The 24874-nt window shown below is 70.0% G+C and carries 26 protein-coding genes, 1 pseudogene and 1 riboswitch; of the genes and pseudogenes, 25 read left to right on the forward strand and 2 right to left on the reverse strand.

The window, feature by feature from the left end; translation table 11 throughout:
• Window position 1 precedes the first annotated feature (1 nt).
• The 16 genes from SH922_RS29425 to SH922_RS29500 all read left to right on the forward strand — a co-directional run bounded on the left by SH922_RS29425 (window position 2) and on the right by SH922_RS29500 (window position 12698).
• Complete coding sequence (locus SH922_RS29425; RefSeq protein WP_014153811.1) at window positions 2-241, forward strand: RNA-binding protein; 240 nt, start codon at window positions 2-4, stop codon at window positions 239-241.
• Window positions 242-320: 79 nt separating this feature from the next.
• Window positions 321-932 (forward strand): ribosome maturation factor RimM, encoded by a 612-nt coding sequence (gene rimM, locus SH922_RS29430; protein WP_393061125.1) that lies wholly within the window; start codon window positions 321-323, stop codon window positions 930-932.
• A complete protein-coding gene (gene trmD, locus SH922_RS29435) occupies window positions 932-1753 on the forward strand; it encodes a tRNA (guanosine(37)-N1)-methyltransferase TrmD (RefSeq protein ID WP_393061127.1) in 822 nt (273 codons plus the stop codon). The genes rimM and trmD overlap by 1 nt, the downstream gene beginning before the upstream one ends.
• Window positions 1754-1881: 128 nt before the next feature.
• Entirely contained in the window at window positions 1882-2232 is a 351-nt protein-coding gene (gene rplS, locus SH922_RS29440; RefSeq protein ID WP_350995107.1) for a 50S ribosomal protein L19, read from the forward strand.
• A 45-nt stretch (window positions 2233-2277) separates the two neighbouring features.
• Window positions 2278-3048: a signal peptidase I gene (gene lepB, locus SH922_RS29445; protein ID WP_393061129.1), complete on the forward strand. Its 771-nt coding sequence runs from the start codon at window positions 2278-2280 to the stop codon at window positions 3046-3048.
• Window positions 3041-4120 (forward strand): signal peptidase I, encoded by a 1080-nt coding sequence (gene lepB / locus SH922_RS29450; RefSeq protein WP_393061131.1) that lies wholly within the window; start codon window positions 3041-3043, stop codon window positions 4118-4120. Before lepB (SH922_RS29445) ends, lepB (SH922_RS29450) begins: the two co-directional genes overlap by 8 nt.
• Window positions 4017-4916: a signal peptidase I gene (gene lepB, locus SH922_RS29455; RefSeq protein WP_393063725.1), complete on the forward strand. Its 900-nt coding sequence runs from the start codon at window positions 4017-4019 to the stop codon at window positions 4914-4916. The genes lepB (SH922_RS29450) and lepB (SH922_RS29455) overlap by 104 nt, the downstream gene beginning before the upstream one ends.
• 51 nt (window positions 4917-4967) lie before the next feature.
• Window positions 4968-5873, forward strand: a complete 906-nt coding sequence (gene lepB, locus SH922_RS29460; RefSeq protein ID WP_393061133.1) for a signal peptidase I — start codon at window positions 4968-4970, stop codon at window positions 5871-5873.
• Between the two features lie 49 nt (window positions 5874-5922).
• On the forward strand, window positions 5923-6672 hold the full coding sequence (lepB, locus tag SH922_RS29465) for a signal peptidase I (RefSeq protein ID WP_393061135.1): 750 nt from the start codon (window positions 5923-5925) through the stop codon (window positions 6670-6672).
• Window positions 6662-7150 (forward strand): NUDIX hydrolase, encoded by a 489-nt coding sequence (locus SH922_RS29470; protein WP_393061137.1) that lies wholly within the window; start codon window positions 6662-6664, stop codon window positions 7148-7150. The genes lepB (SH922_RS29465) and SH922_RS29470 overlap by 11 nt, the downstream gene beginning before the upstream one ends.
• 64 nt (window positions 7151-7214) lie before the next feature.
• A complete protein-coding gene (locus SH922_RS29475; RefSeq protein WP_003965949.1) occupies window positions 7215-7523 on the forward strand; it encodes a DUF2469 domain-containing protein in 309 nt (102 codons plus the stop codon).
• An 84-nt stretch (window positions 7524-7607) separates the two neighbouring features.
• Window positions 7608-7967 (forward strand): YraN family protein, encoded by a 360-nt coding sequence (locus tag SH922_RS29480; RefSeq protein ID WP_393061139.1) that lies wholly within the window; start codon window positions 7608-7610, stop codon window positions 7965-7967.
• Window positions 7967-9592 carry a YifB family Mg chelatase-like AAA ATPase gene (locus SH922_RS29485; RefSeq protein WP_393061141.1) on the forward strand — a complete coding sequence of 542 codons (1626 nt, stop codon included), beginning with the start codon at window positions 7967-7969 and terminating at the stop codon, window positions 9590-9592. Before SH922_RS29480 ends, SH922_RS29485 begins: the two co-directional genes overlap by 1 nt.
• 89 nt (window positions 9593-9681) lie before the next feature.
• On the forward strand, window positions 9682-10866 hold the full coding sequence (dprA, locus tag SH922_RS29490; protein WP_393063726.1) for a DNA-processing protein DprA: 1185 nt from the start codon (window positions 9682-9684) through the stop codon (window positions 10864-10866).
• 290 nt (window positions 10867-11156) lie between these two features.
• Entirely contained in the window at window positions 11157-11993 is an 837-nt protein-coding gene (gene whiG / locus SH922_RS29495; RefSeq protein WP_350995091.1) for an RNA polymerase sigma factor WhiG, read from the forward strand.
• Between the two features lie 129 nt (window positions 11994-12122).
• Window positions 12123-12698: a TetR/AcrR family transcriptional regulator gene (locus tag SH922_RS29500; RefSeq protein WP_393063727.1), complete on the forward strand. Its 576-nt coding sequence runs from the start codon at window positions 12123-12125 to the stop codon at window positions 12696-12698.
• Window positions 12699-12750: 52 nt separating this feature from the next.
• Here SH922_RS29500 and SH922_RS29505 read toward each other — a convergent pair whose 3' ends face one another.
• Entirely contained in the window at window positions 12751-13533 is a 783-nt protein-coding gene (locus SH922_RS29505) for a peptidoglycan DD-metalloendopeptidase family protein (RefSeq protein WP_393061143.1), read from the reverse strand.
• A 276-nt stretch (window positions 13534-13809) separates the two neighbouring features.
• Here SH922_RS29505 and rpsB point away from each other — a divergent pair, with 276 nt between their 5' ends.
• From rpsB to SH922_RS29550, 9 genes and pseudogenes are all read left to right on the forward strand, one after another.
• A complete protein-coding gene (gene rpsB, locus SH922_RS29510) occupies window positions 13810-14739 on the forward strand; it encodes a 30S ribosomal protein S2 (protein ID WP_393061145.1) in 930 nt (309 codons plus the stop codon).
• A 99-nt stretch (window positions 14740-14838) separates the two neighbouring features.
• Window positions 14839-15675, forward strand: coding sequence for a translation elongation factor Ts (gene tsf / locus SH922_RS29515; protein ID WP_393061147.1), 837 nt, complete (start codon window positions 14839-14841; stop codon window positions 15673-15675).
• Between the two features lie 158 nt (window positions 15676-15833).
• Window positions 15834-16610 carry a UMP kinase gene (gene pyrH / locus SH922_RS29520; protein WP_393061149.1) on the forward strand — a complete coding sequence of 259 codons (777 nt, stop codon included), beginning with the start codon at window positions 15834-15836 and terminating at the stop codon, window positions 16608-16610.
• A gap of 170 nt (window positions 16611-16780) precedes the next feature.
• Window positions 16781-17338, forward strand: coding sequence for a ribosome recycling factor (frr, locus tag SH922_RS29525; protein ID WP_037690170.1), 558 nt, complete (start codon window positions 16781-16783; stop codon window positions 17336-17338).
• Window positions 17338-18423: a phosphatidate cytidylyltransferase gene (locus SH922_RS29530; RefSeq protein WP_393061151.1), complete on the forward strand. Its 1086-nt coding sequence runs from the start codon at window positions 17338-17340 to the stop codon at window positions 18421-18423. Before frr ends, SH922_RS29530 begins: the two co-directional genes overlap by 1 nt.
• 104 nt (window positions 18424-18527) lie before the next feature.
• Window positions 18528-19634, forward strand: a complete 1107-nt coding sequence (gene rlmN, locus SH922_RS29535; protein ID WP_393061153.1) for a 23S rRNA (adenine(2503)-C(2))-methyltransferase RlmN — start codon at window positions 18528-18530, stop codon at window positions 19632-19634.
• A 41-nt stretch (window positions 19635-19675) separates the two neighbouring features.
• A riboswitch (TPP riboswitch) is annotated at window positions 19676-19792 on the forward strand.
• An 81-nt stretch (window positions 19793-19873) separates the two neighbouring features.
• Window positions 19874-20978, forward strand: a pseudogene (locus SH922_RS29540) (thiamine ABC transporter substrate binding subunit).
• An 86-nt stretch (window positions 20979-21064) separates the two neighbouring features.
• The gene (locus SH922_RS29545) at window positions 21065-22678 is read left to right on the forward strand and encodes an ABC transporter permease (protein WP_393063728.1); all 1614 of its coding nucleotides are present in this window, start codon (window positions 21065-21067) and stop codon (window positions 22676-22678) included.
• A gap of 2 nt (window positions 22679-22680) precedes the next feature.
• Window positions 22681-23706 carry an ABC transporter ATP-binding protein gene (locus tag SH922_RS29550; RefSeq protein ID WP_393061155.1) on the forward strand — a complete coding sequence of 342 codons (1026 nt, stop codon included), beginning with the start codon at window positions 22681-22683 and terminating at the stop codon, window positions 23704-23706.
• A gap of 11 nt (window positions 23707-23717) precedes the next feature.
• Here the strand turns inward: SH922_RS29550 and SH922_RS29555 are convergent, their stop codons facing one another.
• Window positions 23718-24839 carry an LOG family protein gene (locus SH922_RS29555; RefSeq protein WP_393061157.1) on the reverse strand — a complete coding sequence of 374 codons (1122 nt, stop codon included), beginning with the start codon at window positions 24837-24839 and terminating at the stop codon, window positions 23718-23720.
• Window positions 24840-24874: the final 35 nt, after the last annotated feature.

Consider the following 24874-nt stretch of genomic DNA (forward strand, 5'->3'; position numbering starts at 1 on the left):
CATGCTCGAGGAGGCTCTCGAGCACCTCGTGAAAGGCATCGTCGACAACCCCGACGACGTGCAGGTCGCCTCGCGCGATCTGCGCCGTGGACGTGTGCTCGAGGTTCGGGTTCATCCCGATGACCTCGGCAAGGTGATCGGCCGTAACGGCCGCACCGCACGCGCGCTGCGTACCGTCGTGGGCGCCATCGGCGGCCGTGGTATCCGCGTCGACCTCGTCGACGTGGACCAGGTTCGCTGACAGAGTTGAACACCGGCACGGGCCGGGGAGGGCCATGCGCCCACCCCGGCCCGTCGTCGTACGACAGGAGAGACACAAGGTGCAGTTGGTAGTCGCACGGATCGGTCGCGCCCACGGCATCAAGGGCGAGGTCACCGTCGAGGTGCGCACGGACGAGCCGGAGCTCCGGCTCGGGCCCGGCGCCGTACTGGCCACCGAGCCGGCCTCGACGGGGCCGCTGACGATCGAGACCGGCCGGGTGCACAGTGGCCGGCTGCTGCTGCGTTTCGAGGGCGTACGGGACCGTACGGCCGCCGAGGCGCTGCGCAACACGCTGCTGATCGCCGATGTGGATCCGGCGGAGCTCCCGGAGGACCCGGAGGAGTTCTACGACCATCAGCTGATGGACCTGGACGTCGTACTCGCCGACGGTACCGAGATCGGCCGGATCACCGAGATCACGCACCTGCCGTCCCAGGACCTCTTCATCGTGGAGCGTCCCGACGGCACCGAGGTCATGATCCCGTTCGTCGAGGAGATCGTCAGCGAGATCGACCTGGAGGAGCAGCGCGCGGTGATCACGCCGCCGCCGGGTCTGATCGACGAGAGCCAGGCGATCGTGGTGTCCACGCGTGACGAGGAGGAGGCGGCGGCCGAGTCCGGGGCCGGGCCTTCCGAGGAGGGTTCCACCGAACCCGGGAAAGACGTCTGATGCGCCTCGACGTCGTCACGATCTTCCCCGAGTACCTGGAACCGCTGAACGTCTCGCTCGTCGGGAAGGCTCGTGCCCGCGGGCGCCTCGGTGTGCATGTGCACGATCTGCGGGAGTGGACGTACGACCGCCACAACACGGTCGACGACACCCCCTACGGCGGCGGTCCCGGCATGGTCATGAAGACCGAGCCCTGGGGCGACGCGCTGGACGAGACCCTGGCGGACGGATACGAGTCCGGGGCGCACTCCCCGGTGCTCGTGGTGCCCACGCCGAGCGGCAGGCCCTTCACCCAGGAGCTGGCCGTCGAGCTTTCCGAGCGGCCCTGGCTGATCTTCACCCCGGCCCGCTACGAGGGCATCGACCGGCGGGTGACGGAGGAGTACGCCACCCGGATGCCGGTCGTCGAGGTGTCCATCGGCGACTACGTGCTGGCCGGCGGCGAAGCCGCGGTGCTGGTGATCACGGAGGCGGTGGCCCGGCTGCTGCCCGGCGTACTCGGCAACGCCGAGTCGCACCGGGACGACTCCTTCGCCCCCGGGGCGATGGCCAACCTGCTGGAGGGTCCCGTCTACACCAAGCCGCCCGAGTGGCGTGGCCGGGGGATCCCGGACGTGCTGCTCAGCGGCCATCACGGGCGGATCGCGCGCTGGCGCCGGGACGAGGCATTCCGTCGTACCGCACTCAACCGGCCCGATCTGATCGAGCGCTGCGAGGCGACGGCCTTCGACAAGAAGGACCGAGAGATGCTCTCCATCCTCGGCTGGTCACCGGAGCCCGGCGGCCGATTTTGGCGCAGGCCCCAAGCCGTGGAACAATAGGCGACTGCTGTACGTCCGCGTGCGCCCCTGCCACAGGGGGAACGACGCCCGTCCGACGCGATCAGCACCCCCAACTCATCACACTCTCCCGTCGATGACCTGTGGCATCGGCGAAGAAAGCAGACAACATGGCTTCCCTGCTCGATGACGTCAACGCCGCATCGCTGCGTACCGACGTCCCGGCGTTCCGCCCCGGCGACACCGTCAACGTCCACGTCCGCGTGATCGAGGGCAACCGCTCCCGTATCCAGCAGTTCAAGGGCATTGTCATCCGTCGCCAGGGTGCGGGCATCAGCGAGACCTTCACGGTCCGCAAGGTCTCCTTCAGCGTCGGCGTCGAGCGCACCTTCCCGGTGCACAGCCCGATCTTCGAGAAGATCGAGCTCGTCACCCGCGGTGACGTCCGTCGCGCCAAGCTGTACTTCCTCCGTGAGCTGCGCGGCAAGGCCGCGAAGATCAAGGAGAAGCGCGACCGCTGAGCTGACTCCCTGGTCCACAGGACGGCCGGATAAGCTCTGGCCCCGATGGACACGGAAGCAAAGCCCCAGGAGCGCGACCGCTCCTCCGCACCCGCTACGGGATCGGAGGAGGGGTCGCGCTTCTCGCGTATCCCGAACCGGTGGGCAACCTCGATGTCATGGCGGCGCACCCTTGCGCTCGGTGCCGTCTGCTCGGTCGCTGTGCTGCTCTTCAGCAACTTCGTGGTGCAGCCCTTCCTGATCCCCAGCGGCTCGATGGAGTCCACGCTGCAGGTCGGGGACCGGGTGCTCGTCAACAAATTGGCGTACCGTTTCGGCTCCGTACCTCAGCGCGGCGACGTGGTGGTGTTCGACGGCACCGGCTCCTTCGTCCAGGAGGCGCCGCCGCAGAACCCCGTGACCGGGCTGCTGCACGGCGTGGCGGCTTCGCTCGGTCTCGCGGAGCCCGCCGAGACCGACTTCGTGAAGCGAGTGGTGGGTGTGGGGGGTGACCGGGTGGTCTGCTGCGACAAGCGCGGAAGGGTCGAGGTGAACGGCCGGGCCGTGAACGAGGACTACCTGTTCACGGGCGACGCGCCGTCCCGGGTGCCCTTCGACATTGTCGTGCCCGACGGCACGCTGTGGATGATGGGCGACCACCGGAGCAACTCCCGTGACTCCCGCGATCACCTGGGTGAGCCGGGCGGCGGCATGGTGCCCGTCGACAAGGTGATCGGCCGGGCCGACTGGTTCGGCTGGCCGCTGGGCCGGCTGGGGTCCGTTCCGGACACCGCGGCCTTCGATGGAATAGCGGCGCCCGGTCCGGCGCATGGGTAACCGCGGGCGGAGGCACGGCGCGGCGGATCCGGAGATTCCGCTGCCCACCGGCACCCGGCCCACAGCCGCGCGCTCGCTGCCCACTCGCGCGGAGCGGCGCAAGCTGGCCCGCAAGGTGAAGCGGAAGCGGCGCAGGTCGGCGGTGAAGGAGATCCCCCTTCTCATCACCGTCGCACTGCTGATCGCGCTGGTCCTCAAGACCTTTCTGGTGCAGGCCTTCGTGATCCCGTCGGGGTCGATGGAGCAGACCATCCGGATCGGCGACCGGGTGCTCGTCGACAAGCTGACGCCCTGGTTCGGGTCCAAGCCGCAGCGCGGCGACGTCGTCGTGTTCAAGAACCCTTCGGACTGGCCGCCGCCGAACCCGGTGGGGGAGTCCAAGGAGTCACCTGTCGTCATCAAGCAGGTGAAGGAGGTGCTGACCTTCATCGGGCTGCTGCCCTCCGACGACGAGCAGGACCTGATCAAGCGGGTGGTCGCCGTCGGTGGCGACACGGTGAGGTGCTGCGAGAAGGACGGCAGACTCATCGTCAACGGGGTGGCGGTCGACGAGCCCTACGTCTTTCCCGGCGATTCGCCCTCCACGATCAAATTCGAGGTAAAGGTTCCGGCCGGAAGAATCTTCGTGATGGGGGACCATCGCTCCAATTCGGCCGATTCGCGCTTCCACCTGGACAAGACGGGTGACGGCACGGTTTCCGAGGATGCGGTAGTGGGACGGGCCGTGGTGATCGCCTGGCCCTTCGGACACTGGCATGAACTGGAGGAACGTTCGACGTTCTCCTCCGTCCCGGACGCGCGCGCCGGGACGGCGGCTGCCCCCGGACCGTCGAATAGTGTGTCCCCGGATCCCAACGGAATGATCCGGCTCCCGACCCCTGCGGAACTCCCGCTCGTTATGGGAGTGGTGGGCCTGCACCGGCTAGGGCGCAGGCGGTGGCACGGAATAAGGAGTGGATGTGGGGGATTTGGCGGTCGGCGCACGATCCGGACACGACGAACCCGAGGACCGGCCGGACAATCCGGGGAATGCCGAGCCCGCCGGGACGACGGCGGACTCGACGGAGAGTGACGACGGCTCCTCGAGCAGCGGCAGCACGGCGCAGAACAAGCCCCGCTCCTTCTGGAAGGAGCTGCCCCTCCTCATCGGCATCGCGCTCGTCCTGGCCTTGCTGATCAAGACGTTCCTGGTGCAGGCGTTCTCGATTCCCTCGGACTCGATGCAGAACACGCTTCAGCGGGGCGACCGGGTGCTGGTCGACAAGCTGACGCCGTGGTTCGGCTCGGAGCCCGAGCGGGGCGAGGTGGTCGTCTTCCACGACCCGGGCGGCTGGCTGGAGGACACCGCGGCACCCGACCCGAACGTGGTGCAGAAGTTCCTGAGCTTCATCGGTCTGATGCCGTCGGCCGAGGAGAAGGACCTGATCAAGCGCGTCATCGCGATCGGCGGTGACACGGTGGAGTGCAAGAAGAACGGGCCGGTCACGGTCAACGGCAAGGCGCTCGACGACAAGTCGTTCATCTTCGAGGGCAACACTCCCTGCAACGACAAACCGTTCGGACCGATCAAGATTCCCAAGGACCGTATCTGGGTGATGGGCGACCACCGCCAGAACTCCCTCGACTCCCGCTATCACCAGCAGTTGCCGGGCGGCGGCACCGTCTCCGTCGACGAGGTGGTCGGCCGGGCCGTGGTCATCGCGTGGCCGGTCAACCGCTGGGCGACCCTGCCCATCCCGAAGACCTTCGACCAGCCGGGGCTGAACGCCGCGATGGCCGCGGCGCCCGGTGCGATCGGCTTCGCCGGAGCCGTGCCGCTCGTGCTCTGGCGACGCCGGCGGGCCGCGCTCGTTTCCGGCCGTCAGTAGTGGATGGCGGCTCGGTGCGGGCCGCAGAGTGAGGACTGGAACGTGAGTGACATGGCTGCCAGTGCACCACCTGGGCATGGAGAGCCCGCGACGGGGTCCGAACAGCCCGCCGACCCTGCCTCCGGTCCGACGGAGGGGCCACCGGACTCGGACGCGCCCGCGGATACGCAGGCTGCGGGCGGGGGCGGCAAGCAGGCACGGAAGCAGCGTCCCCTCTGGAAGGAGCTGCCGCTGCTGATCGCCGGCGCACTGGTTCTCGCGTTGCTGATCAAGACGTTTCTCGTGCAGGCGTTCTCGATTCCGTCGGAATCGATGCAGGACACGCTTCAGCGGGGCGACCGGGTGCTGGTGGACAAGCTGACGCCGTGGTTCGGCTCGGAGCCCGAGCGCGGTGAGGTGGTGGTGTTCCACGATCCGGACAACTGGCTGGCCGGGGAGCCGACCCCCGAGTCGAACGTGGTGCAGGACTTCCTGAGCTTCATCGGTCTGATGCCGTCGGGCAAGGAGAAGGACCTGATCAAGCGGACGATCGCGGTCGGCGGTGACACCGTGGAGTGCGCGAAGGGCGGTCCTGTCGAGGTCAACGGGAAGGCGCTCGACGAGCCGTACATCTTCCCGGGCAACTCGGCGTGCGACGACAAGCCCTTCGGGCCGTTCACCGTGCCCGAGGGGAAGATCTGGGTGATGGGCGACCACCGGCAGGATTCCTCGGACTCGCGCTATCACACCGATGAAGCGACCAAGGGCTTCGTGCCCGTCAAGGACGTGGTGGGGCGGGCCGTGGTGGTGGCGTGGCCGGTCAATCGCTGGGCGATGCTGTCCGTCCCGGACACCTTCGATCAGACGGGGATCGACGCGGCGGCGGGCCTGGCCCCGGGGGTGTTCGGAGTCGCGGGCGCGCTGCCTCTCGTGCTGTGGCGCCGCAGGAGGCTGACCAGCGGGCGTACCGCCGGGTAGGGTGCCGACTCGGATCAGCGATTGTCGATCTCCGATGGGGGACGCTGCGATGAGTGGAACAGGACGTACGGGTGGCGGCGACGGCCGGCTCGGCAGCAAACTGTCGGGGCTGGCCGTGGCCATCGGCTGTGTGCTCTTCCTCGGCGGCTTCGCCTGGGCAGCCGTGGTGTACCGGCCGTACACGGTGCCGACCGAGTCGATGACCCCGACGGTGAACGCGGGCGACCGGGTCCTCGCGCAGCGGGTGGACGGCGGCGAGGTGCGCCGGGGCGATGTGGTGGTGTTCACCGACCACGCGTGGGGTGACATGCCGATGGTGAAGCGGGTCGTCGGCATCGGCGGCGACAAGATCGCCTGCTGCGAGAAGGACGGCCGGCTCACGGTCAACGGCGTACCCGTCGCGGAATCGTATCTCCAGGCCGGCGACCCGGCCTCGGCGGCCGATTTCACGGCCGTGGTGCCGAAGGACCAGCTCTTCCTCCTGGGTGACGACCGCAGGTCCTCGCTGGACTCGAGGGTCCACCTGGAGGAGACCGGGCAGGGCTCGGTGCCGCGCAGCGCCGTACAGGCCCGGGTGGACGCCGTCGCCTGGCCGCTGGGCGGCATGATCGGACGGCCGCAGGCCTTTGCCGCGCTGCCCGGCGGGGTGTCGTCCCCGGGGCCGCTGAAGCTTCAGCTCGGTGCCATGGCCGCGGGTGTGGTACTGATCCTGGGCGGTGCCGTGTACGGGCCGGTCGCGGCGCGTTCCGCCCGGTCGAAGCGGAACGAGCAGGAGAAGGCGACCGCCGGTGCCCGTTGAGTCGCGCAAGGTCGCCCGTCTGGTGCTCCTCGATCCGGACGACCGCATTCTGCTGATGCACGGGTTCGAACCGGAGGACCCGGCGAGCACCTGGTGGTTCACCCCCGGCGGCGGTCTCGAGGGCGACGAGACCCGGGAGCAGGCCGCCCTGCGGGAGCTGGCCGAGGAAACCGGAATCACCGACGTCGAGCTGGGCCCGCTGCTCTGGCAGCGCATGTGCTCCTTTCCGTTCGACGGGCGGCGCTGGGATCAGGACGAGTGGTACTTCCTGGCCCGCACGGCGCAGACCGCGACGGACACCAGTGGGCAGACCGGGCTGGAACGCCGCAGTGTCGCGGGGCTGAGGTGGTGGACCTCCGCCGAACTGTCGGCGGCGCGTGAGACGGTGTACCCGACCAGACTCGCCGAGCTGCTGCGCACGCTGCTCGACGAGGGTCCTCCGCGTACGCCGCTGGTTCTGTCCCCCGAAATCGCCTGAGCGACCGGGGGCGCCGGGCCCTGGCGCACAATGGGGGAACGCACGGCTGAAGGGGAACATGCCAATGAGCGCCGAGGACCTCGAGAAGTACGAGACCGAGATGGAGCTGAAGCTCTACCGGGAGTACCGCGATGTCGTCGGTCTGTTCAAATATGTGATCGAGACCGAACGGCGCTTCTACCTCACCAACGACTACGAGATGCAGGTGCACTCGGTCCAGGGCGAGGTGTTTTTCGAGGTGTCCATGGCGGATGCCTGGGTCTGGGACATGTACCGGCCCGCACGGTTCGTCAAGCAGGTACGGGTCCTGACGTTCAAGGACGTCAACATCGAGGAGCTCAACAAGAGCGATCTCGAGCTTCCGGGTGGCTGAGTTGTCCACAACGGCTGAGTTGTCCACCAAGATCCACTAGTTGGGGGCAGACGCGTCACAGTCGGTGCCGGAGGTGGTGCCGATATGAACGCACGGGGGGCACTCGGGCGGTACGGCGAGGATCTGGCGGCACGGCTGCTGACCGATGCCGGCATGTCCGTACTCGAACGGAACTGGCGCTGTCGCGCCGGCGAGATCGACATCGTCGCGAAGGACGGTGACGCTCTCGTCATCTGTGAGGTGAAGACCCGCAGGGCGGGGGCTTTCGAGCACCCGATGGCAGGGATCACTCCGGCCAAGGCGGACCGTCTGCGGAGGCTGGCCGAGCTCTGGCTGGCCAGGTGCGGCGGTCCGCCGCCCGGCGGGGTGCGGATCGACCTGGTCGGTGTGGTGCTGCCCAGGCGTGGTGCGCCCCTGGCCGAGCATGCGCGGGGGGTGGCCTGATGGGGTTCGCGCGTGCGTGCTCGGTGGCGCTGGTCGGTGTCGAGGGCGTGGTGGTGGAGGTCCAGGCGGACCTGGAGGCAGGGGTCGCGGCGTTCACCCTGGTGGGGCTGCCGGACAAGAGCCTGGTGGAGAGCCGGGACCGGGTCAGGGCCGCCGTGGTCAATTCCGGGGCGGAGTGGCCGCAGAAGAAACTCACGGTCGGACTCTCACCCGCGTCGGTGCCCAAGGGTGGTTCGGGCTTCGATCTCGCCGTCGCCTGCGCGGTTCTCGGCGCCGCGGAGCGGATCGACCCCGCGTCGATCGCCGATGTCGTGATGATCGGGGAGCTGGGGCTGGACGGCAGGGTGCGCCCCGTGCGCGGGGTGCTGCCCGCCGTTCTGGCCGCGGCGGAGGCCGGGTACCGCCAGGTGGTCGTTCCCGAGCAGACCGCGAGCGAGGCGGCTCTGGTGCCCGGGGTCTCCGTGCTCGGGGTCCGGAGTCTGCGGCAGCTGATCGCCGTGCTCTGCGACGAGCCGGTGCCCGACGAGGCGGAGGCCCACGAGCAGGGGCGTCCCGACACCATGCTGGCCGGGCTGATGGTGCCCGGCGCCGGTATGGGCACCGGGATCGCCAGAGGGGCGGCGCATGGCGAGGGCAGCAGGCCGGATCTGGCGGACGTCGCGGGTCAGGAGCGGCCACGCAAGGCCCTGGAGATCGCGGCGGCGGGCGGACACCACCTCCTGCTGTCAGGGCCGCCGGGCGCGGGCAAGACCATGCTGGCCGAACGGCTGCCCGCCATCCTGCCGCCGCTGACCAGACAGGAAGCCCTCGAGGTGACCGCGGTGCACTCGGTGGCGGGCATCCTGCCGCCGGGCGAACCCCTGGTCTCCCGCCCGCCCTACTGCGCACCCCACCATTCCGCGACCATGCAGTCGCTGGTCGGCGGGGGAAACGGGCTGCCGCGGCCCGGCGCGGTCTCGCTGGCGCATCGCGGAATTCTCTTTCTGGACGAGGCTCCGGAATTCTCCGTCCGTGCGCTGGACGCGCTGCGCCAGCCGCTGGAGTCGGGGCATGTCGTGGTGGCACGAAGCGCCGGGGTGGTGCGGTTGCCTGCCCGCTTCCTGATGGTGCTCGCCGCCAACCCCTGCCCGTGCGGGCGGCACACCCTGAGCGGGGCGGGGTGTGACTGCCCGCCCTCGGCGGTCCGCCGGTACCAGGCCAGGCTCTCCGGGCCGCTGCTGGACCGGGTGGACCTGCGGGTGACGGTGGACCCCGTCAGACGCGAGGACCTGATGGGGCAGGGCGGCCGGGGTGAGTCGACCGCGACGGTCGCCGCCCGGGTGATCCGGGCCCGTGAGCGGGCCGCGGAGCGGCTGGCGGGCACCCCGTGGACCACCAACAGCGAGGTGCCGGGGCATGAGCTGCGGACCCGGTTGGTCGCGGCACCGGGTGCGCTGATGGCTGCCGAGCGGGACATGGAACGGGGCATGCTCACCGCGCGCGGTCTGGACCGGGTGCTGCGGGTGGCGTGGACCGTGGCCGATCTGCGTGGTGCCGAGCGCCCGGACGCCTCGGACATCGGGGTGGCCCTTGAGCTGCGGACCGGGATCCCGCGCGGGGTCCCCATGACCGCGGGGGCGTCATGACCGGGCACCGGACCGAGGGCTGCGCGGACACTGCCGGAGGAGCGGGGCGGACGGGCGAGCCGCACGGGCAGGCGGCCGGAGAGCAGCGGATGGCCGGCCGGACGGGCTCTTCCGGAGGGGTGAGCGACCGGGAGCGGCTGGCGCGGGCGGCACTGACCCGGGTCATGGAGCCGGGGGACGTGCGAGGCGGGCGCTGGCTGCGTGAGCACGGCGGCGCGGAGCTGATGCGGCGGATCGCCGCCTGGGACGGATCGGCCGAGCAGCTGAGCGGCATGACGGCGAGGCGGTTGGCCGGCTACCGGCTGCGGGCCCAAGCCGTCGAGCCCGAGCGGGACCTGGCGGCGGTGGCCTCGGCGGGCGGGCGCTTCATCTGCCCCGGCGACCGGGAATGGCCGAGTCAGCTCGACGACCTGGGCGACGCCAGGCCGACGGGACTCTGGGTCCGGGGGAGGCCCGATCTGCGGCTCTGGGCGCTGCGCTCGGTCGCCGTGGTCGGAGCCCGCGCCTGCACACCGTACGGGGCCCACATGGCGACGACGCTCGGCGCAGGCCTCGCGGAGCGGGGATGGGTGGTCGTCTCGGGCGCGGCCTTCGGGGTCGACGGAGCGGCTCACCGCGGCGCCCTGGCCGCCGGTGGCGCGACGATGGCGGTACTGGCCTGCGGGGTGGACGTCGCCTACCCGCGCGGCCATGCCGAACTGATCGGACGCATGGTCGAACAGGGGCTCGTCCTCGGTGAACTGCCGCCGGCCGAGCATCCCACCCGCAGCAGATTCATTCTCCGGAACAGGGTGATCGCCGCGTTGACGCGGGGAACCGTCGTCGTCGAGGCCGAGTACCGCAGCGGTTCACTGGTCACGGCGCGCAGCGCACAACGACTCGGCCGCTACACCATGGGCGTACCGGGCCCCGCCACCAGCGGTCTGTCGGCAGGCGTCCACGAACTCCTGCGGGGCGAGGGTGTGCTGGTGACGGACGCCGCGGAAGTCGCCGAACTAGTTGGGGACATCGGGGACCTGGCTCCGCCGAGGCGCGGTCCGATACTGCCCCGTGATCACCTGGATCCCGTCTGCGGCAGAGTGCTTGACGCCCTGCCGGCCCATGGTTTCGTCAACGGACGGGAGGTGGCTCGTGCTGCGGCCACGAGTGCGGACGAGGCCCTCGGCAAGCTGTACGAACTGCACTCACTGGGGTTCGTCGAACGCGAAGGCGATGGATGGAGGTTGACGAAGCGGCCGACATGCAATGGCGACGCGCGGCGAGGCGGTTCTTGACCTGGGGCATTCGGGTGAAAAGGTGATGCCGATGACCTCGGTGGATCCTTCGGTGACGCCTCCGGGGCCGGCGCGTGAAGCGACGGCCCCGGAGGCCGGTCATGTCCTCGTCCAGGGGCGCAGTCGTGTCCGCCGCCACGTCATGCTCCATGTCCGCTCGCCGGGAAGCGCACAGCATCGATCCCCTATCCTGCGCGGACCGCGACAACCCAGTCACGCTACGCTCACAAGGATTCCGGCCCAGACGCAAGTCCCCCAGCACTTCACGGCAGAACGGCTCAAGGCACCACATGCCCCAGCACACCTCCGGGTCTGACCGCGCGGCAGTACCACCGGCTGCGCGTGGCACTGTGCGCCCGCCCGCCCCCTCCTCGCTCGACGAGTTGTGGCGTTCGTACAAGACCACGGGCGACGGGCGGCTGCGGGAACAGCTGATCCTGCACTACTCGCCCCTGGTGAAGTACGTCGCCGGCCGGGTGAGCGTGGGCCTGCCGTCCAATGTCGAGCAGGCGGACTTCGTCTCCTCGGGGGTCTTCGGGCTGATCGACGCGATCGAGAAGTTCGACATCGAGCGCGCGATCAAGTTCGAGACCTACGCGATCACCCGTATCCGGGGGGCGATGATCGACGAACTGCGGGCGCTGGACTGGATCCCGCGCTCCGTACGTCAGAAGGCGCGGGCGGTGGAGCGCGCCTACGCCACCCTGGAGGCGCAACTGCGACGCACCCCCTCGGAGACGGAGGTCGCCGCCGAGATGGGCATCGCGCTGGAGGAACTGCACGCGGTTTTCAGCCAGTTGTCACTTGCCAACGTCGTTGCGCTGGAAGAGCTGCTCCACGTGGGCGGCGAGGGCGGCGACCGGCTGAGCCTGATGGACACGCTGGAGGACACCGCCGCCGACAACCCGGTGGAAGTGGCCGAGGACCATGAGCTCAGAAGGCTCCTCGCCCGCGCGATCAACACCCTCCCGGACCGCGAGAAGACCGTCGTCACGCTCTACTACTACGAGGGCCTCACCCTCGCCGAGATCGGCAACGTCCTCGGAGTCACCGAGAGCCGGGTCAGCCAGATCCACACCAAGTCGGTGCTGCAACTACGCGCGAAGCTGGCCGACGCCGGACGCTGATACGGCCCCGACGGGCCCCGGAGCAGTCTCCTGGCAGGAGCGCTTCGGTCAACGACCGGGGCCGCCCGCCCCCCTTGTGAACACCGGCCGCCGTAGAGTGGTGGTGTGCCCAGGATTCGAGCGGCCTCCGTGGCCGAGCACCGGACCATGCAGCGCAGCGCCCTCCTGGACGCAGCGCGCTCCCTGCTGTCCGAGGGGGGCACAGAGGCGTTGACCTTCCCCGCCCTCGCTGAACGCACGGGCCTCGCCCGGTCCTCCGTCTACGAGTACTTCCGCTCCCGCGGCGCCGTCGTCGAAGAGCTCTGCGCCGTCGACTTCCCCGTGTGGGCGGCCGAGGTCGAGAGTGCGATGGAGCGCGCGGGGACGCCCGAGGAGAAGATCGAGGCGTACGTCCGGCGGCAGCTAGATCTCGTCGGCGACCGTCGCCACCGGGCCGTCGTCGCCATCTCGGCGAGCGAGCTGGATGCGGGCGCCCGCGAGAAGATCCGGGCGGCGCACGGCGGTCTGATCGCCATGATCGTGGAGGCGCTCAGCGACCTCGGGCACGATCAGCCCCGGCTGGCGGCCATGCTGCTCCAGGGCTCCGTGGACGCGGCGGTCCGTCGTATCGAGCTGAGCGTGGCGGAGGAGCCCGGAGTGATCGCGGACACCGCCGTCGCCATGGTCCTGAACGGCGTCGGGGGCATCCGCGGCGACCAGGGCTGACGCCCTCGTCGGACACTCCGGCCGCCCGGGTGCTCACAGCCGTCACCAGAACCTACGCGGAGCGGGGTACGGGTACGCCCGACACCGGCAGCAGCCGGGACGGTCCGCGTCGCAGCAGTGACGGCGGCAGCAGGGACAGCGGGTCCAGATACTCGTCCGCCCGCCGCAGGCCCCAGTGCAGACAGCCGGACGCGCAGTGGGACGGCCCGGCCGCCAAGACCGCCACCACCTGGCCCGCCGTGACCTCGTCGCCCTTCGTGACCAGCGGGCGCACCGGCTCGTAGGTGGTCCTCAGCGGCGGATCACCCGTCCCCGCAAGCTCGATCACGACCACGCCGCGCCCCGCGACGCCACCCGCGAAGGACACCCGGCCCGCAGCGGCCGCGAACACCTGCGCACCCGGTCCGGCACCGAGGTCGACCCCGCGATGGCCCCGCCCGTACTCCGTGGCCGGTGGCTCCCACCCTCGCAGGACCGGGGGCCGCCCCTCCAGCGGCCAGACCCGTGCACCGGCCGGGTCCACCGGCGCGGGCGCAAGGCCTTCCGCCGAGCCGGGTGAAGCGACGGCCGAAGCCCCCACCCCACCCGGAGCCCCCACCCCGCCCGGAGCCCCCACCCCGTCCGCGGCTCCCCCCACGCTCGGAGGCGGCCGCTCCGCCGCCAGGGCGTACAGCCCGCCGCACCCCATCGCGAGCAGCCCCATGAACAGCAGCCCCGAGGCGGCCACCCCCGCCCTGCCGGCCCGCCACCCGGTCCCGTCGGCCTGTGCACCACGGCGCGCGGCAGGGCGGGCGGACCGGACCCAGGAACAGCCCCGTTCAGATGTGAATCGCATGCCGCCACCGTCCCCCGTCCCGCGGATCCGTGGGGATCATGGACCGGATCTGTGGACTACCGGCCGGTTGTGGACAGCGCCGTCACCCGGCACCCGACGGGTCCCGTACACTTCCTATGGCGATCCGGGTCACCGGGTCGACTTCGCACGCCCCGCCACCTCCCTCTCTGCGGAGGTGGCCGCGCTCCTCGGTCCCTCGTGGCACGGCGCGTCGGGGCGTCAGGCGCGACAGCAAACCTGCGGTCGCGATAACCGAGCACCTCAAGGAGTACGGCCATGGCCGTCGTCACGATGCGGGAGCTGCTGGAAAGCGGCGTCCACTTCGGTCACCAGACCCGTCGCTGGAACCCGAAGATGAAGCGCTTCATCTTCACCGAGCGCAACGGCATCTACATCATCGACCTGCTCCAGTCGCTGTCGTACATCGACCGCGCCTACGAGTTCGTCAAGGAGACCGTCGCCCACGGCGGCTCCATCATGTTCGTGGGTACGAAGAAGCAGGCCCAGGAGGCCATCGCCGAGCAGGCGACGCGCGTCGGCATGCCGTACGTCAACCAGCGTTGGCTCGGTGGCATGCTCACCAACTTCTCCACCGTCTACAAGCGCCTTCAGCGTCTGAAGGAGCTCGAGCTCATCGACTTCGAGGACGTGGCCGCCTCCGGCCTCACCAAGAAGGAGCTCCTGGTTCTCTCCCGCGAGAAGGCCAAGCTGGAGAAGACCCTCGGTGGTATCCGCGAGATGCAGAAGGTGCCGAGCGCCGTCTGGATCGTCGACACCAAGAAGGAGCACATCGCCGTCGGTGAGGCGCGCAAGCTCCACATCCCGGTCGTCGCGATCCTGGACACCAACTGCGACCCCGACGAGGTCGACTACAAGATTCCGGGCAACGACGACGCGATCCGCTCCGTCACCCTGCTCACCCGCGTGATCGCCGACGCCGTCGCCGAGGGCCTCATCGCCCGCTCCGGCGCTGCGACCGGCGACTCGAAGCCGGGCGAGAAGGCCGCCGGCGAGCCGCTCGCCGAGTGGGAGCGTGACCTGCTCGAGGGCGACAAGAAGACCGACGCCGAGGTCCAGACCTCCGCCGAGACCGAGAAGGTCGCGGACGCGGAGGCCGCTGAGGCCCCCGCCGAGGCTGCTGCTGAGGCCACCGAGGCCGAGGCTCCCGCTGCCGAGGCTCCGGCCGCGGACGCCGAGCAGGCCTGACACCCGTCACGGCTGAAGACGGCGGGGGCCGGTGCCACAAGCACCGCCCCCGCCGTTCACCCGTAGATCTTTCAGACTTCGAGAGAGAAATACAGACTCATGGCGAACTACACCGCCGCTGACGTCAAGAAGCTCCGTGAGCTCACCGGCGCCGGCATGATGGACTGCAAGAAGGCGCTCGACGAGGCCGACGGCAACGTCGACGGCGCCGTCGAGGCGCTTCGTATCAAGGGTCAGAAGGGCGTCGCCAAGCGCGAAGGCCGTTCTGCCGAGAACGGCGCGGTCGTCTCCGTGGTCTCCGAGGACAAGACGTCCGGCGTCCTGCTCGAGCTGAAGTGCGAGACCGACTTCGTCGCCAAGGGTGACAAGTTCCAGGCCGTCGCCAACACGCTGGCCGCTCACGTCGCCGCGACCTCCCCGGCCGACATCGAGGCGCTTCTCGCCTCCGAGATCGAGCCCGGCAAGACCGTCCAGGCGTACGTGGACGAGGCCAACGCCAACCTCGGCGAGAAGATCGTCCTGGACCGCTTCGCGCAGTTCGAGGGCGCTTTCGTCTCGGTGTACATGCACCGCACCATGCCCGACCTGCCGCCGCAGATCGGTGTCCTGGTCGAGCTGGACAAGGCCGACGCCGACCTGGCGAAGGGCCTTGCCCAGCACATCGCCGCCTTCGCGCCGAAGTACCTGTCCCGCGAGGACGTCCCGGCCGAGGTCGTCGAGGCCGAGCGCCGTGTCGCCGAGGAGACCACGCGCGCCGAGGGCAAGCCCGAGGCCGCGCTCCCGAAGATCGTCGAGGGTCGCGTCAACGGCTTCTTCAAGGAGGCCACCCTCCTTGGCCAGCCGTATGCGCTGGACAACAAGAAGTCCGTCCAGAAGGTCCTGGACGAGGCCGGTGTCACCCTGAAGCGCTTCACGCGCATCAAGGTCGGCATCTGACTCCGTCCGCGAAAAACGGTGGACCCCGATAGGGTCTGGTGCAGTCGACGGCCGCACACCGCCGTACGACCGCAGATCTGACGAGGAGGCCATTGCCGCTGAGGGACACCAGACCCACCGGCAATGGCCTTCTTCGTATGTGCACGAGGAGAATCTCCATGAACAAGGGCGCGGACGCCGCTAAAGGTGACCACAAGCGCGACGACGGCAAGGTGCGCGGACGCTTCATGCTGAAGCTGTCCGGTGAGGCGTTCGCCGGCGGCGGAGGTCTCGGCGTCGACCCCGACGTCGTGCACGCCATCGCCCGCGAGATCGCGGCAGTCGTCCGCGGCGGCGCGGAAATCGCGATCGTCATCGGTGGCGGCAACTTCTTCCGCGGTGCCGAGCTCCAGCAGCGCGGCATGGACCGTGCCCGGTCCGACTACATGGGCATGCTCGGCACCGTCATGAACTGCCTCGCGCTCCAGGACTTCCTGGAGAAGGAAGGCATCGACTCCCGTGTCCAGACGGCCATCACCATGGGCCAGGTCGCGGAGCCGTACATTCCGCTGCGCGCCGTACGGCACCTGGAGAAGGGCCGCGTCGTCATCTTCGGCGCCGGCATGGGCATGCCGTACTTCTCCACCGACACCACCGCTGCACAGCGTGCCCTGGAGATCGACGCCGAGGCACTGCTGATGGGGAAGAACGGCGTGGACGGGGTCTACGACTCCGACCCGAAGACCAACCCCGCTGCGGTGAAGTTCGACGCGCTGGAGTACAGCGAGGTGCTCGCCCGCGATCTCAAGGTCGCCGACGCCACCGCCATCACGCTCTGCCGCGACAACCAGCTGCCGATCCTCGTCTTCGAGCTGACGACCGCGGGCAATATCGCCCGCGCCGTCAAGAGTGAGAAGATCGGCACGCTCGTGAGTGACCAGGGCACCCGGGCCTGACAACCGGGGGGACTCCGCCGGGGCGACCCGGCGAGGTTCCGGGGGCCCACGGGACGGCCCCGAAAGATGGACAACGGCCTGCCGGTCGGACACCGTGCAGGTGAGGACGCGACGCAGGACCCGCCGGGCCCGAGCACGCCGGGCCCACTCAAGACACGCAGGAGCACGTGGTGATCGAAGAAACCCTCCTCGAGGCCGAGGAGAAGATGGAGAAGGCCGTCGTCGTCGCGAAAGAGGACTTCGCCGCGATCCGCACCGGCCGTGCGCACCCGGCGATGTTCAACAAGATCGTCGCCGACTACTACGGCGCGCTGACCCCGATCAACCAACTGGCCTCGTTCTCGGTGCCCGAGCCCCGTATGGCCGTCGTGACGCCGTTCGACAAGACCGCGCTGCGCAACATCGAGCAGGCCATCCGCGACTCGGACCTCGGCGTCAACCCGAGCAACGACGGCAATATCATCCGGGTGACCTTCCCCGACCTCACCGAAGAGCGCCGTCGCGACTACATCAAGGTCGCGAAGACCAAGGCCGAGGACTCCAAGATCTCGATCCGGGCCGTCCGCCGCAAGGCCAAGGAAACGCTCGACAAGCTGGTCAAGGACAAGGAGTCCGGCGAGGACGAGGTCCGTCGCGCCGAGAAGGAGCTCGACGACACCACCGCGAAGTACGTCGCGCAGGTGGACGAGCTGCTGAAGCACAAGGAAGCCGAGCTGCTCGAAGTCTGATGAACGACTCTTCCTGGGGCGTCCCGCAGGGCGCCGGCCACCGGGCTGCGCCCGAGATGCGGGCCGCTCCGGCGGGTCCTGCATACGATGTGCATGACGCCCAGCAGACTCGGCCCATGCCCATCGTGCCGGACGTTCCCGACGCAGGTAGAGATGCTGACGACCGTGATGAACGGGACGAGGGGGCCGGACGCCTGAGCGGCGGCCCCCTGTTCCGCGACGAGAAGCCGCAGGAGCCCATGTCCACCCCGCCGCCACCCCCGCAGAAGAAGCGTGCGGGCCGTGATCTGGGAGCCGCCATAGGGGTCGGCCTTGGGCTCGGGGCCGTCGTCGCCGCATCGCTCTTCATCGTCAAGGCCGTCTTCGTCGGCGTGGTCGTGGTCGCCGTTGTCGTGGGCCTCTGGGAGCTCACTTCCCGGCTGGAGGAGCGCAAGGGCATCAAGGCGCCCCTCGTGCCTCTCGCGATCGGTGGCGCGGCCATGGTCGTGGCCGGTTACGCCAGGGGCGCCGAGGGCGCCTGGATCGCCATGGCGCTGACCGCCCTGGCGGTGCTCGTCTGGCGGATGACCGAGCCACCGGAGGGCTACCTCAGGGACGTCACGGCCGGAGTCTTCGCCGCGTTCTACGTGCCGTTCCTGGCGACCTTCGTCGCCATGCTCCTGACCGCCGACGACGGACCCCAGCGGGTGCTGACCTTCCTGCTGCTGACCGTGGTCAGCGACACGGGTGCGTACGCCGTCGGCTGGCGGTTCGGCAAGAACAAGCTCGCACCGCGCATCAGCCCCGGAAAGACCCGCGAGGGCCTGTTCGGAGCCGTGGCCTTCGCGATGGTGGCCGGTGCGCTGTGCATGCAGTTCATGATCGACGACGGCACCTGGTGGCAGGGGCTGCTGCTCGGCCTCGCGGTCGCCGCCAGCGCCACTCTGGGCGACCTGGGCGAGTCCATGATCAAGCGGGATCTCGGGATCAAGGACATGGGCACGCTGCTGCCCGGGCACGGCGGCATCATGGACCGGCTCGACTCGCTCCTGCCGACCGCGCCGGTGGTCTGGCTACTGCTGGTGATTTTCGTCGGCTCCGGCTGACAAGCGACTAGGTCACCCCTTCTGACCTGCGTTTTTACGAGTGAGGGTCCGTTGTCCACAGGGCGGCGGGCCCTCACTGTTCTGTCTGCGACACTGGAAGAACCATGCCTAAGCCCGGAGAACTCACTTTCGTCGCGCCCCGCGGAGCCAAGAAGCCGCCGCGGCACCTCGCCGACCTCACGCCCGCCGAGCGCAAGGAAGCCGTCGCCGCGATCGGCGAAAAGCCGTTCCGCGCCCAGCAGCTCTCGCAGCACTACTTCGCGCGGTACGCGCACGACCCGTCGGAGTGGACCAACATTCCGGCCGGATCGAGGGACAAGCTCGCCGAGGCGATGTTCCCCGACCTGATGTCCGTGGTCCGGCACATCAGCTGTGACGACGACACCACCCGCAAGACGCTGTGGAAGCTGCACGACGGGACGCTGGTCGAGTCCGTCCTGATGCGCTACCCCGAGCGCGTCACGATGTGCATCTCCTCGCAGGCCGGCTGCGGCATGAACTGCCCGTTCTGCGCCACCGGACAGGCCGGTCTCGACCGCAACCTGTCGACCGCCGAGATCGTCCACCAGATCGTCGACGGCATGCGCGCGCTGCGTGACGGCGAGGTCCCGGGCGGGCCGGCCCGGCTCTCCAACATCGTCTTCATGGGCATGGGCGAGCCGCTCGCCAACTACAACCGCGTGGTCGGCGCGATCCGCCGGCTGACCGACCCCGAGCCCGACGGCCTCGGGCTCTCGCAGCGCGGGATCACGGTCTCCACCGTCGGCCTCGTCCCCGCCATGCTCCGCTTTGCCGACGAGGGGTTCAAGTGCCGCCTCGCCGTCTCGCTGCACGCGCCGGACGACGAGCTGCGCGACACCCTTGTGCCGGTGAACACCCGGTGGAAGGTCCGCGAGGTACTGGACGCGGCGTGGGAGTACGCGGAGAAGTCCGGCCGCCGCATCTCCATCGAGTACGCCCTGATCCGCGACATCAACGACCAGGCGTGGCGGGGCGACCGGCTCGGCCGGCTCCTCAAGGGCAAGCGGGTCCACGTCAACCTGATCCCGCTGAACCCGACGCCCGGCTCGAAGTGGACCGCCTCGCGGCCCGAGGACGAGAAGGCGTTCGTCGAGGCGATCGCCTCCCACGGCGTGCCGGTGACCGTCCGGGACACCCGCGGACAGGAGATCGACGGGGCCTGCGGACAGCTGGCGGCATCCGAGCGCTGAGGCGGAAACCAGGCGTGTAGCCTGGGCTCGAATTCAACTTCATATTCCGACAGGGGAGCGCCACAGCGCTGAGAGTGCGGCACCAAGGACAGGTTGGCCGCAGACCCTCTGAACCTCGCCCGGGTCATTCCGGGTAGGAAGTTCGGACCTTACTCAAGCTGTTGCGCCCTGCCCGCTTCCGGTTTCCACCGGTGCGGGCAGGGCCGCGTCTCTTCCTGGTCACCCCCAGGAGGAATCACATGAGCACCACCAAGAAGATCGCGCTGACGGCCGTCGCCGCCGCGCTCGGCGCGACCGCACTCGCCGGATGCGGAAGCTCCGACGACTCGGCCGCCGGCACCGGCGGAACCAAGGGCACCGGCTCCAAGACCGTCACCCTCGTCAGCCACGACTCCTTCAACGCCTCCAAGAACGTGCTGAAGGAGTTCACCCGGGAGACCGGCTACACCGTCAAGGTGCTGAAGAGCGGGGACGCGGGCGCCGCCCTCAACCAGGAGATCCTGACCAAGGGATCGCCCCGCGGCGATGTGTTCTTCGGCGTCGACAACACCCTGCTCTCGCGTGCCCTCGACAACGGCCTGTTCACCTCGTACAAGGCAAAGGGAATCGACCAGGTCGCCGCCGGCGTTCAGCTGGACGCGGAGAAGCACCGGGTCACCCCGGTCGACACCGGCGACATCTGCGTCAACTACGACAAGAAGTACTTCGCCGACAAGAAGCTCGCGCCGCCACAGTCCTTCGACGACCTGGCGAAGCCCGCGTACAAGAACCTCCTCGTCACCGAGAACGCCGCGACCTCCTCGCCCGGCCTCGGCTTCCTCCTCGGCACGGTCGCCACGTACGGCGAGGACGGCTACCAGGACTACCTGGAAGAAGCTGAAGGACAACGGCGTCAAGGTCGTCGACGGCTGGGAGCAGGCGTACAACGAGGAGTTCTCCGGCTCCGCCGGCGGCAAGAAGGCCAAGGCCGACAGGCCGCTCGTCGTCAGCTACGCCTCCAGCCCGCCCGTCGAGGTGCTGTACGCGGATCCGCAGCCGAAGACGGCCCCGACCGGGGTCGCCACCGCGACGTGCTTCCGCCAGATCGAGTTCGCAGGCCTGCTCGACGGAGCGAAGAACGAGGCGGGCGGCAAGGCCCTGCTGGACTTCCTGATCAGCAAGAAGTTCCAGGAGGACATGCCGCTCAACATGTTCGTCAGCCCGGTCACCAAGGGCGCGAAGGTGCCGGACCTCTTCACGGAGTTCGGTGCCACGGTCGACAAGCCGACGACCGTCGCCCCGGACGAGATCGCCAAGAACCGTGAGCAGTGGGTCCAGTCATGGTCCTCGCTCGTAGTGAAGTAGCGAAGACTCCCGTACGCGGACCGGGCGCGCGCGGGAAATCCGCGCGCGCCCGGGCACGGCGCGGGAGCGCGGTGCGGCTCGGACTGATGGCCGTGCCCGTCGCCTTCTTCGCGCTGTTCTTCGCCTACCCCGTCATCGCCATCGTCGGACGCGGGCTCAAGGCAGACGGGGTGTGGCAGTTCGGACGGTTCGGCGAGGTGCTGAGCCGGCCGGACATCCAGGACGTTCTCTGGTTCACCTGCTGGCAGGCGCTCGCCTCGACCGCGCTGACCCTGCTGATCGCCCTGCCGGGCGCCTATGTGTTCGCCCGGTTCGACTTCCCGGGCAAGCAGCTGCTGCGGGCGATCGTCACCGTGCCGTTCGTGCTGCCGACCGTCGTCGTGGGTACCGCGTTCCTTGCGTTGCTGGGGCGCGGCGGACTGCTCGACGAGCTCTGGGGCGTACGGCTCGACACCACGGTGTGGGCGATCCTGCTGGCACACGTCTTCTTCAACTACGCCGTCGTCGTGCGTACCGTCGGCGGGCTCTGGTCGCAGCTCGACCCCCGTCAGGAGGAGGCCGCACGGGTCCTCGGCGCGGGACGTTTCGCCGCTTGGCGCCGTGTCACCCTTCCCGCGCTCGGCCCCGCCGTGGCCGCCGCCGCGCTGATGGTCTTCCTTTTCACGTTCACCTCCTTCGGTGTCGTCCAGATCCTGGGCGGCCCCGGATTCTCCACGCTGGAGGTGGAGATCTACCGGCAGACCGCGCAGCTGCTGGCCCTGCCCACGGCCGCGGTCCTGACCCTGGTGCAGTTCGCCGCGGTCGGCGCCATCCTCGTGGTGCACGCCTGGACCGTACGGCGCAGGGAGACCGCACTGAAGCTGGTCGACCCGGCTCAGACCGCCCGCAGGCCGCGCGGCGCGGGGCAGTGGGCGCTGCTCGGCGGAGTGCTGCTGACCGTGCTGGTGCTGATCCTGCTGCCGCTCGCCGTTCTGGTGGAGCGGTCGGTCGACGTGTCGGGCGGTCACGGATTCGCGTACTACCGGGCGCTGGCGTCGGCGGAGATGAACAGCGGTACGTTCCTGGTCGCGCCCCTGGAAGCGATCGCGAACTCGCTGCGCTACGCCGTGGTCGCGACCCTCATCGCGCTGGTCGTCGGCGGACTGGCCGCGGCAGCCCTGACCCGGAAGGCGGGCCGGCTCGTCCGGGGCTTCGACGCGCTGCTGATGCTGCCCCTCGGGGTCTCCGCCGTCACCGTCGGCTTCGGCTTCCTGATCACCCTCGACGAACCACCGCTGGACCTGCGGACCTCCTGGATCCTGGTGCCGCTCGCCCAGGCGCTGGTCGGGGTGCCCTTCGTCGTACGCACCATGCTGCCGGTCCTCAGAGCGGTGGACGGGCGGCTGCGCGAAGCCGCCGCGGTGCTGGGCGCCTCGCCGCTGCGGGCCTGGCGCGAGGTGGACCTCCCGCTGGTGCGCCGGGCGTTGCTGGTCGCCGCCGGATTCGCGTTCGCCGTGTCCCTCGGCGAGTTCGGGGCCACCGTGTTCATCGCGCGGCCGGACAACCCGACACTCCCGGTGGCCGTCGCCCGGCTGCTGGGGCGGTCCGGGGAGCTCAACTACGGCCAGGCGATGGCCCTCAGCACCATCCTGATGCTTGTGTGCGCGGTGTCGCTGCTGCTGCTCGAACGTATCCGCACCGACCGATCCGGGGAGTTCTAGAGATGCTGACACTCGAATCGGCCACCGTCCGCTTCGGCGAGCGCGCGGCGCTCGACGCGGTGGACCTGGAGGTCGCCGAGCACGAGATCGTCTGCGTGCTGGGGCCGAGCGGCAGCGGGAAGTCGACGATGCTGCGGGTGGTCGCCGGACTTCAGGACCTGGACGGCGGGCGGGTACTGCTCGACGGCGCGGACCAGGACGGCGTGCCGGTCCATCGGCGCGGGCTCGGCCTGATGTTCCAGGACCACCAGCTGTTCCCGCACCGGGACGCCGGGGCCAACGTCGCCTTCGGGCTGCGGATGCACGGCGTGAGCCGGAGCGAGCAGGAGCGCAAGGTCACCGAACTCCTGGACCTGGTGGGGCTCCCGGGCGCCGAGCGCCGCGCCGTGGGCGCGCTCTCGGGCGGCGAGCAGCAGCGCGTAGCCCTCGCCCGCGCCCTCGCTCCCCGGCCCAAGCTGCTGATGCTGGACGAACCGCTGGGCCAGCTGGACCGCAGTCTGCGTGAACGCCTCGTCGTGGAACTGCGTACGCTCTTCGCCCGGTTGGGTACGACGGTGCTCGCCGTCACCCACGACCAGGGCGAGGCCTTCGCGCTGGCCGACCGGGTCGTCGTGATGCGCGACGGGCGCATCGCTCAGGTGGGCACCCCGCTCGAGGTCTGGCAGCGCCCCGCCTCCGCCTTCGTCGCCCGCTTCCTCGGTTTCGACAACGTGGTGGAGGCGACGGTCACGGAGGAGGCCGCCGACACGGACTGGGGCAAGGTGCCGGTGCCCGCCGGATCGCCGCAGGGGGCCTGCGATCTGCTGGTGCGCCCGGTGGGGGTCCTGATCGGAGCCCCGGAGGACGGCCTGCGCTGCACCGTGGGCGCCCGCACCTTCCGCGGCAACCACGTCGCGGTGAAGCTGCACCCCGAGCACGGCCCGGTCCTGGACGCGGAGTGCCCGCTGAACAGCACGCCTGACGAGGGCGCGCAGGTCGGGGTCACTTTCGACGCGGCGGAGAGTGTTGTGCTGCCCGCCCTCTTCTGACCGGCCGCGTCCTACGCCACCGACAGCCGCGCGAGTGCCTCGGGCGCCTCCTCCACCGTGTCGACGAGGGCGATGCGGGACTCCATCGGCCGGTTCGCCGCGAGGGCCCGGAGCAGTGGCCACGCGGGCAGCTCCCGGGTCCAGTGATCGCGCCCCACCAGCACCATCGGTGACGGTTCGCCGCGTGACCCGTAGTAGTTCGGGGTGGCGCTGTCGAAGATCTCCTGGACGGTGCCGGCCGCGCCCGGCAGGAAGATCACGCCCGCGGTCGAGCGGGCCAGCAGGCCGTCCTCGCGCAGGGCGTTGGCGAAGTACTTGGCGATGTGGTCGGCGAACGGGTTCGGCGGCTCGTGGCCGTAGAACCAGGTGGGGATCGACACGGAGCCGCCGCCGTCCGGCCAGTGCTCCCGCACGGCGAACGCCGCCAGCGCCCAGTCGGTGACCGACGGAGTGAACGAGGGGACCGCGCCGAGGAGTTCGCAGGCCTTGTCCAGCATCGGGTCGGGGTGCGGCGCCGCGTAGGCGCCGAGGTTCGCCGCCTCCATCGCACCCGGCCCGCCGCCGGTGGCCACCGTCAGTCCGCTGCGGGCCAGGGTCCTGCCGAGGCGGGCGGCGGCCGCGTACGGGGCGCTGCCGCGGGGCGTCGCGTGGCCGCCCATCACGCCGACGACCCGGGCGCCGACGAGGAGTTCGTCCAGGGCGTCGGAGACCGCGTCGTCGTGGAGCGCGCGCAGCATCGACGCGAACGCGTCGCCGTCCGACCGCGTGCGCCGGAACCAGCGGTAGGCGCGGGCGTCGGGCGTCGCCTCGTAACCGCCCGTAGTCAGCCCGGCGTAGAGCGCGTCGGGGGAGTAGAGCAGCCCGCGGTACGGGTCGAAGGGGAGCCCTGGCACCGGGGGGAAGACGACCGCGCCGTCGGCCCGCACCTTCTCGGCCGCGCCGGGTTCCATCCGGCAGCCGAGGAAGACGACACCGGAGGTGTCGGCGGCCAGCAGCGCCGCGCTGCGGTCCGTCAGGTCGACGGACTGGACGCGGTGGCCCGCCAGCGAACCAGCGGCGACCGCCGCGTCGAACTCGGCGAGCGACTCGATCTCGGTGCCGGGTGCGGGAAGGGTGTCCTCCGGGCTCTCCACGCCCTCATGCTAGGCCGAAACGGCCCACGAGACCG

This window comes from Streptomyces sp. LN549, assembly GCF_043203805.1.
Lineage (GTDB): Bacteria > Actinomycetota > Actinomycetes > Streptomycetales > Streptomycetaceae > Streptomyces.

Excerpts from the sequence above, each read along its gene's own strand:
- SH922_RS29425 (WP_014153811.1), top strand. The coding sequence starts at position 2 with ATGCTCGAGGAGGCTCTCGAGCACCTCGTGAAAGGCATCGTCGACAAC.
- trmD (WP_393061127.1), top strand. The coding sequence starts at position 932 with ATGCGCCTCGACGTCGTCACGATCTTCCCCGAGTACCTGGAACCGCTG.
- rplS (WP_350995107.1), top strand. The coding sequence starts at position 1,882 with ATGGCTTCCCTGCTCGATGACGTCAACGCCGCATCGCTGCGTACCGAC.
- lepB (WP_393061129.1), top strand. The coding sequence starts at position 2,278 with ATGGACACGGAAGCAAAGCCCCAGGAGCGCGACCGCTCCTCCGCACCC.
- lepB (WP_393061131.1), top strand. The coding sequence starts at position 3,041 with ATGGGTAACCGCGGGCGGAGGCACGGCGCGGCGGATCCGGAGATTCCG.
- lepB (WP_393061133.1), top strand. The coding sequence starts at position 4,968 with ATGGCTGCCAGTGCACCACCTGGGCATGGAGAGCCCGCGACGGGGTCC.
- lepB (WP_393061135.1), top strand. The coding sequence starts at position 5,923 with ATGAGTGGAACAGGACGTACGGGTGGCGGCGACGGCCGGCTCGGCAGC.
- SH922_RS29475 (WP_003965949.1), top strand. The coding sequence starts at position 7,215 with ATGAGCGCCGAGGACCTCGAGAAGTACGAGACCGAGATGGAGCTGAAG.
- SH922_RS29480 (WP_393061139.1), top strand. The coding sequence starts at position 7,608 with ATGAACGCACGGGGGGCACTCGGGCGGTACGGCGAGGATCTGGCGGCA.
- SH922_RS29485 (WP_393061141.1), top strand. The coding sequence starts at position 7,967 with ATGGGGTTCGCGCGTGCGTGCTCGGTGGCGCTGGTCGGTGTCGAGGGC.
- dprA (WP_393063726.1), top strand. The coding sequence starts at position 9,682 with ATGGCCGGCCGGACGGGCTCTTCCGGAGGGGTGAGCGACCGGGAGCGG.
- whiG (WP_350995091.1), top strand. The coding sequence starts at position 11,157 with ATGCCCCAGCACACCTCCGGGTCTGACCGCGCGGCAGTACCACCGGCT.
- SH922_RS29505 (WP_393061143.1), bottom strand. The coding sequence starts at position 13,533 with ATGCGATTCACATCTGAACGGGGCTGTTCCTGGGTCCGGTCCGCCCGC.
- rpsB (WP_393061145.1), top strand. The coding sequence starts at position 13,810 with ATGGCCGTCGTCACGATGCGGGAGCTGCTGGAAAGCGGCGTCCACTTC.
- tsf (WP_393061147.1), top strand. The coding sequence starts at position 14,839 with ATGGCGAACTACACCGCCGCTGACGTCAAGAAGCTCCGTGAGCTCACC.
- pyrH (WP_393061149.1), top strand. The coding sequence starts at position 15,834 with ATGAACAAGGGCGCGGACGCCGCTAAAGGTGACCACAAGCGCGACGAC.
- SH922_RS29530 (WP_393061151.1), top strand. The coding sequence starts at position 17,338 with ATGAACGACTCTTCCTGGGGCGTCCCGCAGGGCGCCGGCCACCGGGCT.
- rlmN (WP_393061153.1), top strand. The coding sequence starts at position 18,528 with ATGCCTAAGCCCGGAGAACTCACTTTCGTCGCGCCCCGCGGAGCCAAG.
- SH922_RS29545 (WP_393063728.1), top strand. The coding sequence starts at position 21,065 with ATGGCCGTGCCCGTCGCCTTCTTCGCGCTGTTCTTCGCCTACCCCGTC.
- SH922_RS29550 (WP_393061155.1), top strand. The coding sequence starts at position 22,681 with ATGCTGACACTCGAATCGGCCACCGTCCGCTTCGGCGAGCGCGCGGCG.